Genomic DNA, 12880 nt, shown 5'->3' on the forward strand with positions numbered 1-12880 from the left:
ATTGTGGAAACTTATTTATACATACTAAATTCACGTCGTTAGATTCTAGGATATTGAATATAAATAATTTATTTCATCTTACATTAACCGTCGATTCAATAAGTGATTTAATTTCAAATTGAGGATCGGTCTAGCAATCGTTATGAGTGAGTAATGGCTCTAGCAAGGGGTATGCTCTAGATCGATGTATTGGTACAGTTATACTAATAAATAAAGATAAAGGTGTAAGGTGTAAGGGGTCTTACTAACAATATATCAACAAGACACCTTGCATAATAATTAAAATATTTTTATTTCGATCAAAATGTCCTGCAATAAATAAAATTCAAAGGACATAAAATCAGCATAATCAATCTATTTTATGGATTAGTGATATTTAAAACTATTTTCCCAGTGTGTTTTTTATCTAAGAAAAATTGCTGAGCTGCATTAATTTCTTGCAAAGGAAATGCATGAGCAACAACCGGTTTTATTTTTCCCTGCTCAATGTAATTGACTAGGTTTTGAAACACTTCTGGATTTAATACAGTACAACCAAAGAAACTTAAATCTTTTAAATAAAGCGTTCTAATGTCCAATTCAACTAAAGGGCCACCGATAGCACCAGATACGGCGTATCGACCACCGGGTTTTAATAATTGTAAAAACTGAGGCCATTGTTTTCCAGCAACTAAGTCGATGACAACATCAACACTGTTTTCTTCTAGTACATCAATTAAATCAGCTTCTCTTGCAACAACCTGATCAACCCCAAGCTCAAGCAGTTGTCGATTTTTACTTGGACTAGTGATCGCAATGACATAGGCTCCACGTGCTTTGGCAAGCTGAACAGCAGCAGAACCGACTCCACCAGATGCCCCTGAAATTAGCACTCTATCTTTTGCAGTTACCTTCGCACGCGTCAACATATTTTCGGCAGTTGAATAAGAGCACGGAAATGAGGCCAACTCAGTATCACTAAAGTTACTGTTTACTGCATAGGCATGCTTGGCAGCAACCACGGTATATTCTGCAAATCCACCATCACATTCAGATCCATAATACCAAGGTGTTGTCAGAGTTCTGCCGTTAACTTCAGTAATACAAGGTTCAATGAGTACTCTTTGGCCTATGCGCGCGACCTCTACATTTTCGCCTACGGCTACAATAATGCCGCACACATCAGCCCCTTGTATGCGCGGAAATTCCAGTGCTTGACCAGACCAACTTGCATCAGTACTGCCTCCATCATTCTTCGAATACCAAGCAATGCGAGTATTTATATCAGTATTGTTGACTCCTGCCGCGGCAATACGAATTAATACCTCATTTGAAGTGGGTACAGGTACAGGGATATCATTTCGATATTGCAACATTTCAGGACCACCGTGGCCGATAAGCTGCACGCCTTTCATCGTCTTTGGAATTGTAGTCATCATTTATCCTCTTTTAAAAGTTGTAGTAACGCTTGCTGCGCTGATATTACAGCACTTGCTCCTAACACCGGCCAGGCGCTTGAAACCCCTTCGTGCAATAAAAAAATAACCGTTGCAAGGTCATCTCTCTGGCTTTTCTGCCCTAAAAATTCACGAACATCTTGTTTATGTTGTTTCACTGCTTTATTGATTTGTAAATTATCTGGAAAGGCGGCAATTGCATTCATCGACATGCAGCCATGGGGAGCATATTCTTTCATCCATAATTCAAGTTGATTAAAAATATGAAGGACAGACTCAAGTCCACCAGCACTTTCTTCTTGATCTAGGAAAGCAAGGTATCGTTGATGGCGGTATCCGAGGGCCCCTATTATCATCGCCTCTTTAGACGGATAGTGCTTATATAATGTGCGTAAACTTACGTTACAGGCATTTTTTAAATCAGCTACACTCGGCTCTGCAAAACCATAGAGGCTAAACGCCCTTTCAAGACTCACTGCAATTTCGTCTTTTAACATATAAATCCTATTGGTAGAATGAACGCTCTACACAATGGTAGAGCGTTCATTCTACTTCGTCAACCCTATTATAAGCTTTTAACTTACATTCCATTAAAAATGCAAAAATCAGTGGCCCTGAGCTTCACTAACAAAATTCAGTTAACATCAGCATTTATTCAAAAAAATAAGTCATTGTGTTAGTTTTTTGGTGATGGTTTTTAGTGATACTTTTAAATGAAGGTTCTAAATATAGATGTTTAATATGAGTGTTCGATATAGATATTTAAAATGAGTCTTTAATATAAGTGATTAATATAGGTGATTAATATAGTTGTTTAATATAAAGGTATAAATTGAAATAACCTTGCCGTGATTTTTCATGAATCAATGGCTGCAGTCTTATGATCTGGGCGGTGATGCAGCGGTACAGTAGGCTGACGGTCAAACATACAAGCACTTTTAAACTTTGCTGATCAGTCGTAAATACGCTGACTATGATAAGAGGTATTATAGCAATGTCACTAAATAGCTCCCATTATTGTAGGTTAAAATATATCACTGCTGCGTTAGAGTTTTGTAAAAAGAACACCCCTTTGAAGCAATTTCAGCATAAATTGATTCACCTTACTTGCCCAATATTTGATCAGATACTTAATAGAATAAGCATTATTAGTATGCATTGGGGTTTTATTGAGAAGTGACATTAATGGAATAGCTGATAAACATCGAGCCTATGCAGCTTTATATTTTTACATGTTATAACCTTTGTTTCCCGTACCTTTATAATCAAAAAGAAACGGGAAAATGATTATTCACCCGCTCCTCTAATCGATTGCTCACTGTTCTCAACTAAAATCGCAGTGGCGGTATTTTTTAATAAATCCCACTCATGGTCTTCAACAAAAACCCCTTTATTCCAAGCAGTGTCCTGAATTCCACTGAGGTTTTTAGCATCAATATGCTTGCTATAACCCGACGATAAATTAGCAATATCGAAATCATTAATCGACAGTTCAATGGTCATATCATTTAACCCATTAGCCTCTCGTTGCAGTGTTTCTGCTAAAAATAATTCAGGTAAAACACAACCTCTGTTCAGAATGTATAGCGTGTGTTTAGGACTACTTCCATTATCCCATTGCGCTTTACAAGCAATACCTTTACCGGCCAACATCAATAATTCACTATAGGCCAACCAGCGATTGTGGCAGTTTTTTAACGACAGTTTTAAATGCTTATTAGCAATCATCTGTTCAAGCGCGTAATCAATGATCACTGGTAAATGACAAGCAACACTACTGCCATGTAAATCAGCTATCAAGTGCCCATCAGTAACCTTAATAGCAACAGGTTCATCTCTCTCTAAAGAAATAAACTGAGTAGCATTATTAAAATGCTTTACCCCATGCAAACCCACCATTTGTAGATCAGCGACCATATTTGCAATCAAATCAGCTTCACCACACACACGTCGCATACCCAGGAAAGCTTTATTCGTCACTGTAATTAATTCATTGTGTGTAACAATCATTTACTGCTCTCCTGTAGTGCAATTATTGATTTATCTACTGCCGCATCTGTACTTTTATCAACGACTGCTTGCTGAGGTAACACTGGGAATAACCACTCTCCATCATGAATCTCACTCAACAAAGGTGCACCTTGAAAGAAGCTAACCCTTACCCAACGATCTGAACGGGGATCAAATTTAGTCGCCCCAAAAAAAGATAACTTACAGCGTAATAAATGCATCGGTAACGATTGTTTATGCAGCACATTTATCTGAATATCGCCCATTACTTTATTACCTAATGTCCATACTCGACGTGCAATGGCTCTATATTGTGGCTTTTGTAGTAGAAATTCAGCCAAGGTCATTTCTGCAGGACAAGCTAATAAAGCGTAATATAAACGATATACTTGACGACCAATGTCTAGCGGTAATTCTCGCTCCTCACCTATCTCTTCACCGCGAATACCTAAACGTGGTTCTTCTTTATCCTGTGAGCGATACCAAAACCAATAATTGTTTTCTGGTTTGCTAAAATCAGTCTCAATAGCCCAGCGGTATTTGTCATCTAAGAGCATTAATAAATCATTAACTTTTTTACCTTTTGCCAAGTTTAAACTCTCATGTGTATTAACTTGATCTTGAAAGTTATCAACTAATTCTGGATAAATTTCCATTAAACAAGAAATTAAGATTTCTTGAGTTTCTAAACTTAAGTGTTCAGTTGCAATCAGCAAGTCACGCCAAGTGTTACTGACAGAAATTAAATCTTTTAATTGACCGTTAAAATGTTGCAACTCATTTACTGAACAATGATTTAACTGATCTTGATTTTGATTCTGCGTATTCACTTGTTGTAAATGACATACCGCTTTATTAAGTAAAAATAGCAATGCTTGATGCTTTTCAAGATCCGCAGGGCAATCTAGTACCAATGTTAATGCCGCTTCACGATTAGACATCCATTGGTCAACAATACACGGATGATTAATTAAATAAGGCGCCATGCCCAACCCAGTCGCATTGCCCACACCAAGGTAACGTTTTAGATCATTACTTAAAGGAGATGCTTTTTCCCCCCCCTTCTGCTTTGCTAGGTAATCAATCCAATCTAAACTGAACTCACGTAACAAATATACGGCGCACATTTGAGCGCTAAAAGATTGTTTAAAGTCAGGATTGTTCTCCAATATTTTAAAGTCAGCAATACCAAATTTACCATTACCGTAGACAGCGGTAGTGCGAAGAATATACCCCACATCAACCAACTCATCGGAGGTAGGTTGCACACCCTCGGCTAAATGAGAGACAATATGCTCAAACACCCGCACACTTTTATTTGCTCTTGCTAACACCAGCACATTGGTCGGGTTTCTACCCGCTTCTTGTAAGGGTACATTGGCTTGTAACTGAGCTAATAACTGCTCTGATACTTCTCCATAAACAAGCGCAAAGGTAACGTCCCATTTTTCAGCAATAACACGATCATTACGTTCATCGTCTTCTATCTCATTACAAAAGACCACCAGATGATAAATATGATGAGGTGTCTTAAGTTTATAAATAACGTGCCCAAAACCCTGTGCCGATAGTTGCCAGAGATCCTTAGTGACTTGCCATTTCTGTTGTGCCATTTTACGAATTAAAGTACGAACAAAGCTTATTCTATTGGAATGCATAGCACCCAATCTTTGTGGTGCCATAACAACTTCTGGACGACGCATATTGACGTCATTATTGGTTAAACGATGTGCTTCCATACTGCTCACCACCTTTCAGTGTAAATGGTTTGTATTTGGGCGCGATTTTAGCGCCCTTGTTGCTTAAAATCTTTACTACGACCTTTATAAACCCTGTTCTTTTGCCATTTTCATCGCAATTTGAGGGGCATTCCACAAAGACGGTAATAAGATAATTGACACTGGTACAGCAGTGATAATGATGAAGGACTGCAGTGCAGATATTCCACCTGATCCTATAGAAATCAAAATCAATGCAGTCAAGCCCATCATCGCCCCCCAGAATATACGAATCATTGCATTTGGTTCAGTTTCACCACTGATCACCACACTGATGGTATAGGTCATTGAGTCCCCGGTAGTGACAATAAAAATGGTAGTTAATATCAAAAATAGAATCGAGATCAGCATCGGAAACGGTAATTGAGAGGTTACAGCCAATAAAGCGCCCGGTAAGTTAAAACCTTCAAAGGCTTTACTAACACTACCAGGTTCTGCAATTTCAAACGCTAACCCTGAACCACCCACTACGGTGAACCAAAAACATGTTACCAACGGTGCTATGATACTGATCGTGCACACTAGCTGACGAATACTTCTGCCGCGGGAAATACGCGCAATGAAGATCGCCATCATCGGGCCATAACCTAGGAACCATCCCCAAAAGAATACCGTCCACCAGCTTAACCAACCTTCATCACCTCGGAATGTTGCCATCGGAATAAAGTTATTAACTAGACCACCAACCCCTTGAATATAACCATTGATTATAAAGTTGGTTGGACCAAAAATTAAAATATAAAGCATTAACGCAGAAGCGAGGATCACGTTATAGCGGCTTAACATTTGCATTCCACGGTTGAGGCCACTTAATGCAGATAACGTATATAAAACAATAGCAAACATGATAATTACAAGCTGTGTGGTAAAACCATCAGGGATCTCAAATAAAACGTTTAATGCATAGCTAACTTGTAAGCCTAAGAACCCAATAGGTCCTATGGTGCCAGCGGCAACGGCGACAATACAACACGCATCAATCAATGCTCCGGTATGGCCTTTTAATGCTCGCTCACCAAGCAAAGGATAAAGCAGAATACGTGGTTTTAATGGCAAGCCTTTATTGTAATGCAGGTGCATCACAACAATAGACGTTAAACTCCCGACGATAGCCCAAGCAAGGAATCCCCAATGCATAAATGATTGTGATAATGCATTAAAAGCAACTTGTTGCACATCATCTGAAGGACCATATAAAGGAGGAGGACTAACAAAATGAGCAATTGGTTCTGCAGCAGCCCAAAACACACCGCCACCGGCCAATAAAGTACAAAAGATAATTGCCATCCAACGGAAACCATCCATTTCAGGTTTATCAATTCCGCCCAAAATAACTTTACCGGTTCGACCAGCCGCTAAAGCAAGACCAATTAAAAAAGTCAGTAATAACAGTACTTGCCAATAAGGACCAAACACATTAACTGCCCATGAAAAGCCTTGGTTGACGATACTGGCCAACAGTTCGCCATCGTACAAAGCCAGTAATACAAACAAACAAATAAAACCGCCGCTGTACCAAAAAGTAGGATTACCTAAAGCTAACTTGGCAGCCGTCGAGCTTTTATCTATGTTCGAACTTGCATCTAATTGCTGCTTCGCATCAGTTAATTTATTACTTGCAACAAGTGTATTATCAACACCTGAAACTTTCATACTAGTTAAATCAGTCATATCTGACTCCTAAAAGGTTTGTCATGCTAATTTTTTAATTAAGGCGTCTGTTTAAGTACAAAACAAAGCTATTGATTAAAGTAACTAATTGTTCTAAATCCAAAATAGATAATTAAAACATATAGTTACAATACAAATAATTATAATGAATAGCGTCGCTCAGTTAGCTTTTACAAGCGTAAATAGACTGTTAATTAGTAAATTCGCTTTCACTGCATATATCAAAGAAGAAAGGCAATTGGTCACTATCAATAGAGGCACTTTTAAAGTGCCCCCCTTGTTCAATTGCTTATCACTATTGATACACACTTTATTTACCACCTAACCAATAATTTTATATTGAGCAGATGACTCCATGTGTGGGGTACTTTTTTTGGAGATTGGTGCGAGTCCTTGCTCTAAGAAGTTGCACCAATTACCACCAAGTATTAACCCAGTCTCAGATTCATTGAACCCATGACTTATTAATCCGTTATAAATATTTTCCATACCAGCACTACCGCAGAACCAAGGTAATGAATCAGGCCAACCCGCATTACCCGCAGAACCTTCACCATAATCCATGTCTTTTGACCAACGCCCATTACGCATCCATTGCAATACACTTTGTGGTTGGTTTAGACATAAATCACTGCCGATGCCTAAGTGTTCAACCCCGACCATATCCGCTGTTTTAGCGACCATTTGACAAAATTGTTGCAATGTACATTGGCTTCCATTTGGTAAATGGAAGGGATATAAGCTAAAACCTAATAAACCACCATTTGCAGCTAATGCTTTAATCACGGTATCTGATTTGTTACGTAAAGCATCATAGGCAAAACTAGGGTTTGCATGACTGATGCAAATTGGACGAGAAGACAGCTCAATCGCTTCCAGCGTAGAACGCTCCGCACTGTGTGACATATCAATAATCATTCCAACGCGATTCATTTCTTCTATCGCCTGCTTCCCAAAGCGAGTAATGCCTGTATCGTTCTTTTCATAACATCCCGTCGCCAATAAGCTTTGGTTGTTATAAGTCAGCTGCATAATCAGTAAACCTTGTTGGCGCATCACTTCAATCAAACCTATCTCATCATCAATAGAGGAGCAGTTTTGCGCGCCAAAAAATATACCGACCTTACCCTGTGCTTTGGCAGTTTTAATGTCTGCCAAAGAATGGATAGGCATAATTAAATCTGCATTTTGCTCAAACCGTAAATTCCACTCAGCAAAACGGCTTAAGGTTTCGCGTGCATTTTCGTGATAAACCAAAGTAGCGTGTACCGCTGTGATACCACTTGCTTGAAGCGTTTGAAAAAACTCTCTGCTCCAATTGCAATACTGCAATCCATCAATCACAATTTGTTTTTGATACATAATATTTCCTTACTCTCACCCTTTGTTAATTTGAACTCAGTACTAATCCGTTGTTAATCTATATGTAACTGACTTTAATAAGGACGTTGATAAGTTGTTTTAACGACGGTGTAGAACTCTTTCGCATATTGACCTTGTTCTCTTGGACCAAAACTAGACTCTTTACGTCCGCCAAATGGCACATGATAATCTGTTCCTGCCGTTGCTAGGTTAACCATTACACAGCCTGTTTGAGCTTGTTCTTTGAACATCGCACTACTACGTAAACTCTGAGTAATGATGCCGCCAGTCAGGCCAAAACGAGTGTCATTAACTGTCGCAATACCTTCTTCTAAATCGGCAACACGGATCACACTCGCCATTGGAGCAAACACTTCTTCTTGGTTAACTTCCCAGCTATTTTTTGTATCTAACAACAATGTCGGAGACATGTAATAACCTTCATGTTCAAGATTTAGTCGCTCTCCACCAAAACCTATTTCAGCACCGCTAGTTGTTGCATTATTCAGCCATGCAAAGTTTGACTCGAGTTGTTTTGAATCAACTACTGGCCCCATGAAAACACCTTCTTTTAATGCATGGCCGACGGTTAATTCACTCATACGTTTGATTAATGCTTCCACGTAAACATCGTGTACTTTATCCATTACCACTAAACGTGATGAGGCAGTACATTTTTGACCAGAACCTGAAAATGAACCGGCGATAGTCGCTTCAACCGCAATTTGTATATCTGCATCATCTGCAATTAATAGTGCATTTTTACTGCCCATTTCTAATTGGCTTCGAACGAAATTTGGAGCCGTTGCCGCCGCTACTTTACGACCAGTTTCCACTGAGCCAGTAAAACTCACGCCGTTAATCTCTTTACTGTGGATCAAGGCATTACCAACTTCAGAACCATTACCTAAGACAAGGTTAAAAGTGCCTGCCGGTAAACCTTGGCGAGAAATAATTTCCGTTAATGCAACTGCACTAGCAGGTGTTAAATTCGCAGGCTTCCAAATCACACTATTGCCAAATGCAAGTGCAGGCGCTATTTTCCAAGCTGCAGTAGCTGTTGGGAAATTCCAAGGAGAGATAATCGCAATCACGCCCACGGCTTCACGCGTGACATCAACTGAAACACCTGGTCTCACTGAATCTGCGTTATCACCAATTTGACGTAATACTTCAGCGGCAAAATATTGGAAAAATTGACCTGCACGATAAATTTCACCTCTTCCCTCTAAAAAAGGCTTACCTTCTTCACTAGATAATAAACGCCCTAGTTCATCGCAACGTGCAATCAGCTCATCACCAATCGCTTGTAATACTGACTGTTTACGCTCAAGAGGAGTTTTTTCCCATTCTGGTTGCGCATGTTTTGCTGCAGAAATCGCTTGTGCTACTTGTGCTGAACTCGCTTGAGCAAAGTGGCCTAGTGTTTGACTAATGTCAGACGGGTTAATATTAGCAATCGTGCTAACACCTGCTTGCCATTCTCCAGCAATATAAAGAGATTTTTCTGCTTGAATATTTTGTGCTTGAGCTGTCATGTTTATTTCCTTTTGTATTCGTTAGCGATGATGTTTTTTACATTTATTAACAAACTAGCGCTGTATTCTTTAATAGATAATTTTTAATAAACATTTACTAATAGATAACTGCTAATAAACATTTACTAATAAATAGTTACTGATCAGACTGAACCGATGCATAGACGACTAATTCCACCATCATCTCTTCTCTCGCAAGCCCTGCAACTACTACTGCAGCACGATTTGGATAAGGTGCTTTAAAATACTCGGCATAAATATCATTAACTGTTTTTAGGTATGCACGATCGGTGACGTAAATTAACACCTGAACCACTGAATCTAAAGATTCTCCTGCCGACTCTAAGGTGTGTGCTAGGTTTTCAAGCGTTTGTCGTGTTTGTGCTTCAATTCCACCAGGAACAACAACACCACTTTGATCAATAGGAATTTGTGCGGTATACAAAGTGCCATTATTAACAACAGCCCATTCAAGTGGAGCTTTTGACGCAAAAAGCGCTGTTTTAACTGCATATTTATTATTCTGTACTGCTACGCTTTGATTCATTTTTTCGCTCTCCTTATAAAGTGAAAATATACTAACCTTTGACTATTGATAAATATAACGGTAAATTTAATCAAAGTGATAAATTAAACTTATCACTATCAGGGTTAATGTAATATAAACAGACGGCGTATAATGCTTGTTGTCGGCTATACATTGCTGTTGATGAATCGAAAGCAGCAAGTCTTGAATATGTGCGATCAGGAATAAACCATGAGCTTTAAAATTCAACAATTAAAACACTTTATTTTGGTCGTCGAATCAGGAGGATTTCGCGCAGCAGCCGAACTTGCAAACCGTTCGCAAGCAGCACTTTCAACGTCAATAAAGGAGCTAGAACGTATCTTAGGGCAGTCTCTTTTTGAAGCCGGCAACAAATCAACATTAACTCCCTATGGTGAGATATGCTTACCAAGAATCAAACAATTTATTAATATTTACAATACCTTAGAGTACGATCTAAAAGCGGCAGCAGCAGGAAAACAAGGTAAGGTTAGAATTGCCAGTGTCCCCTCTGTGGCCGCTAAATTGATTCCAAGTGTGCTAGGTGTGTTTTATGAAAAATACCCTAACGTAGAAGTCAGTTTAATCGATGACAATGCGGCAGGAGTAGAGGCACGTTTGCTATCTGGTGATGTTGATTTAGCATTAGGTAATTGTTCTTATATTGACGAACAGAAGATTTCATTTACGCCTTTAATTTCTGACCCCATTGGAGTGGTATGCCTCAAAGATAATCCATTAGCAGCCCAGACTAAAGGAATAGAATGGCAAGCATTGTTAGATCAACCTTTCATTCGAAATGGGACCTGTGTCTTACTTGACCCTACTCCCGCTCGAATACTCAGTGAAAAAGCGATTTGTTCAGTCGAAAATATCACCTCTTTATTCTCGGTTTTAGAACTGGGCATAGGCGTAACAACATTGCCTAAATTAGCTTTTCCAACACACTCCACACACTTAACTTGGATCCCATTGATAGACCCACTCATTGAGCGACAAATTGGTATTTTCCGTTTAATTGATAAAATAATGTACCCTCAAGCACTAGCCTTTCATGATCTGTGTATTCAATATCTTAATAACTCCGAGTAAAATGGCTTAAAATAAGTTGGTATTGCAGTGGCAATCAAATTTCCCAATTAACTTTCCCAATCAAAATACAAAACCTACTAGCCATAACCAAATAAACTATTTGTTATATGTGGCTATCTAAATGTACTAAATCTGAAGGTATGAAAATCATTGGTTGCTCCCTGCTTATAATTTGAGGTGCCCATTTAAGGCCTATAGCTGTTTTACCAATTACAGGTAATGAGTATCAAGGCAGTTAATCATTTGAAAGGTGGTAATAGTGCAGCTTACCAGAGCGTTTGAGCTAGCGACTCAACATTGCATTTTGATTGGTAACCGCTATATGTCATGATTACCTTAATAAATGAAAGAAAAGGAATACATTGCATGAAATTAGTGGCTTCAGATTACGATAAAACCTTCCATCGACACGATCAACAAGATTTAGAAACCAACATGAATGCAGTCACGAAGTGGCGAAATAAAGGCAATATCTTTGCCATCAGCACTGGTCGAGATGTTGCTAGTATGCTAAATGAAAAAAGAATGAGAAATATAGAATATGACTACATTGTTTCTCTAAATGGCTCATTTGTTGTTGATATAGATAACAATGTATTGTTTAAACAGCCTTTAGAAAATCAATTAGCCAGAGATTTGGTGACCATGCTAAGAGAAAAAATGGGCGATGAAATTAATATATCCAATGGATTTGACGGTTTCAATATGACTCATAAAAGTGCCAGCCTCACCAATGCAGTATCCAAAGAAATATTCGATAGAAATTCAACAATATATACAAAAACCATGCAAGCCGCGCTAGATGACGATGTGTTATTAATTGGTTGTTTAAATGATAATTTTGAACAGGCAGAACAACTCAAAAAAGAGATCCTACTCAAATATGAAAACCAAGTAGAAGTTTTTCTGAATTTAAATTATATAAACATAGTACCTAAAGGTATCAGTAAAGCCACGGGTGTTGGTATTGTCATAGAACATATTGGTATAGATGAACAGTTTGTATCTGTTATAGGGGATGATTTAAACGATATCCCGATGATAGAAAGATACAAGGGTTATACGGTAAATAATGCAAGAGATGATGTGAAAGCAGCCTCTGTAAAATCATATGACAGTGTTGCTAAATTAATTGAAGACGTTTATTAAATAATAAAACTTTGGCTCTGTTCCATTACACTGTTGTCACCTATAAGCGGCGAGTAAAATTTGTTGAAAACCATACTTGGCGCTACTTTCTCTAAACCAAGTTAGATAATGCGGTAAATACTTAGTCGCTACCCCTTTCATTTTGCCTACCACCCAACTCTTAAAGTGAGTGATTGCACCATTAACGGTTTGGATGTGGTAAATGTTGTCTATTACTCTATTTTTTCCATTGATTAATCGTTTATGATCACAATTCTTGTGCTCTGCAATATTCACATAAGGCCATGCACCATCACT

General features: G+C 38.5%; 10 protein-coding genes and 1 pseudogene. 2 read left to right on the plus strand and 9 right to left on the minus strand.

All coding sequences use genetic code 11. From position 1 onward, the window contains the following. Positions 1 to 359 precede the first annotated feature (359 nt). From H592_RS0101340 to H592_RS0101375, 8 genes are all read right to left on the minus strand, one after another. Positions 360 to 1415 carry an alcohol dehydrogenase family protein gene (locus H592_RS0101340; RefSeq protein ID WP_211235605.1) on the minus strand — a complete coding sequence of 352 codons (1056 nt, stop codon included), beginning with the start codon at positions 1413 to 1415 and terminating at the stop codon, positions 360 to 362. After that, a complete protein-coding gene (locus H592_RS0101345) occupies positions 1415 to 1933 on the minus strand; it encodes a TetR/AcrR family transcriptional regulator (protein ID WP_028867155.1) in 519 nt (172 codons plus the stop codon). Before H592_RS0101345 ends, H592_RS0101340 begins: the two co-directional genes overlap by 1 nt. Positions 1934 to 2723: 790 nt before the next feature. Next, positions 2724 to 3446, minus strand: coding sequence for a DUF3726 domain-containing protein (locus H592_RS0101350; protein WP_028867156.1), 723 nt, complete (start codon positions 3444 to 3446; stop codon positions 2724 to 2726). Further along, on the minus strand, positions 3443 to 5185 hold the full coding sequence (locus tag H592_RS21280) for a hypothetical protein (protein WP_051368858.1): 1743 nt from the start codon (positions 5183 to 5185) through the stop codon (positions 3443 to 3445). Before H592_RS21280 ends, H592_RS0101350 begins: the two co-directional genes overlap by 4 nt. An 84-nt stretch (positions 5186 to 5269) precedes the next feature. After that, complete coding sequence (locus tag H592_RS0101360; RefSeq protein WP_028867157.1) at positions 5270 to 6895, minus strand: BCCT family transporter; 1626 nt, start codon at positions 6893 to 6895, stop codon at positions 5270 to 5272. Positions 6896 to 7216: 321 nt separating this feature from the next. Next, positions 7217 to 8257 (minus strand): membrane dipeptidase, encoded by a 1041-nt coding sequence (locus tag H592_RS21285; RefSeq protein WP_051368860.1) that lies wholly within the window; start codon positions 8255 to 8257, stop codon positions 7217 to 7219. Positions 8258 to 8331: 74 nt separating this feature from the next. Beyond that, a complete protein-coding gene (locus H592_RS0101370) occupies positions 8332 to 9795 on the minus strand; it encodes an aldehyde dehydrogenase family protein (protein ID WP_028867158.1) in 1464 nt (487 codons plus the stop codon). A 136-nt stretch (positions 9796 to 9931) separates the two neighbouring features. Further along, on the minus strand, positions 9932 to 10342 hold the full coding sequence (locus H592_RS0101375; RefSeq protein WP_028867159.1) for a RidA family protein: 411 nt from the start codon (positions 10340 to 10342) through the stop codon (positions 9932 to 9934). Positions 10343 to 10552: 210 nt separating this feature from the next. Between H592_RS0101375 and H592_RS0101380 the strand changes: the two genes are divergently transcribed. Both H592_RS0101380 and H592_RS0101385 read left to right on the plus strand, forming a co-directional pair. Beyond that, on the plus strand, positions 10553 to 11434 hold the full coding sequence (locus H592_RS0101380) for a LysR family transcriptional regulator (RefSeq protein ID WP_028867160.1): 882 nt from the start codon (positions 10553 to 10555) through the stop codon (positions 11432 to 11434). A 366-nt stretch (positions 11435 to 11800) separates the two neighbouring features. Next, positions 11801 to 12583, plus strand: a complete 783-nt coding sequence (locus tag H592_RS0101385; RefSeq protein ID WP_028867161.1) for an HAD family hydrolase — start codon at positions 11801 to 11803, stop codon at positions 12581 to 12583. Between the two features lie 36 nt (positions 12584 to 12619). Here H592_RS0101385 and H592_RS21290 read toward each other — a convergent pair. Next, positions 12620 to 12880, minus strand: a pseudogene (locus tag H592_RS21290) (IS1595 family transposase); the annotation flags it as partial.

The organism is Psychromonas arctica DSM 14288 (assembly GCF_000482725.1).
Lineage (GTDB): Bacteria > Pseudomonadota > Gammaproteobacteria > Enterobacterales > Psychromonadaceae > Psychromonas > Psychromonas arctica.

Coding starts and splice junctions, on each gene's coding strand:
- H592_RS0101340 (WP_211235605.1), bottom strand. CDS start 1,415: ATGACTACAATTCCAAAGACGATGAAAGGCGTGCAGCTTATCGGCCAC.
- H592_RS0101345 (WP_028867155.1), bottom strand. CDS start 1,933: ATGTTAAAAGACGAAATTGCAGTGAGTCTTGAAAGGGCGTTTAGCCTC.
- H592_RS0101350 (WP_028867156.1), bottom strand. CDS start 3,446: ATGATTGTTACACACAATGAATTAATTACAGTGACGAATAAAGCTTTC.
- H592_RS21280 (WP_051368858.1), bottom strand. CDS start 5,185: ATGGAAGCACATCGTTTAACCAATAATGACGTCAATATGCGTCGTCCA.
- H592_RS0101360 (WP_028867157.1), bottom strand. CDS start 6,895: ATGACTGATTTAACTAGTATGAAAGTTTCAGGTGTTGATAATACACTT.
- H592_RS21285 (WP_051368860.1), bottom strand. CDS start 8,257: ATGTATCAAAAACAAATTGTGATTGATGGATTGCAGTATTGCAATTGG.
- H592_RS0101370 (WP_028867158.1), bottom strand. CDS start 9,795: ATGACAGCTCAAGCACAAAATATTCAAGCAGAAAAATCTCTTTATATT.
- H592_RS0101375 (WP_028867159.1), bottom strand. CDS start 10,342: ATGAATCAAAGCGTAGCAGTACAGAATAATAAATATGCAGTTAAAACA.
- H592_RS0101380 (WP_028867160.1), top strand. CDS start 10,553: ATGAGCTTTAAAATTCAACAATTAAAACACTTTATTTTGGTCGTCGAA.
- H592_RS0101385 (WP_028867161.1), top strand. CDS start 11,801: ATGAAATTAGTGGCTTCAGATTACGATAAAACCTTCCATCGACACGAT.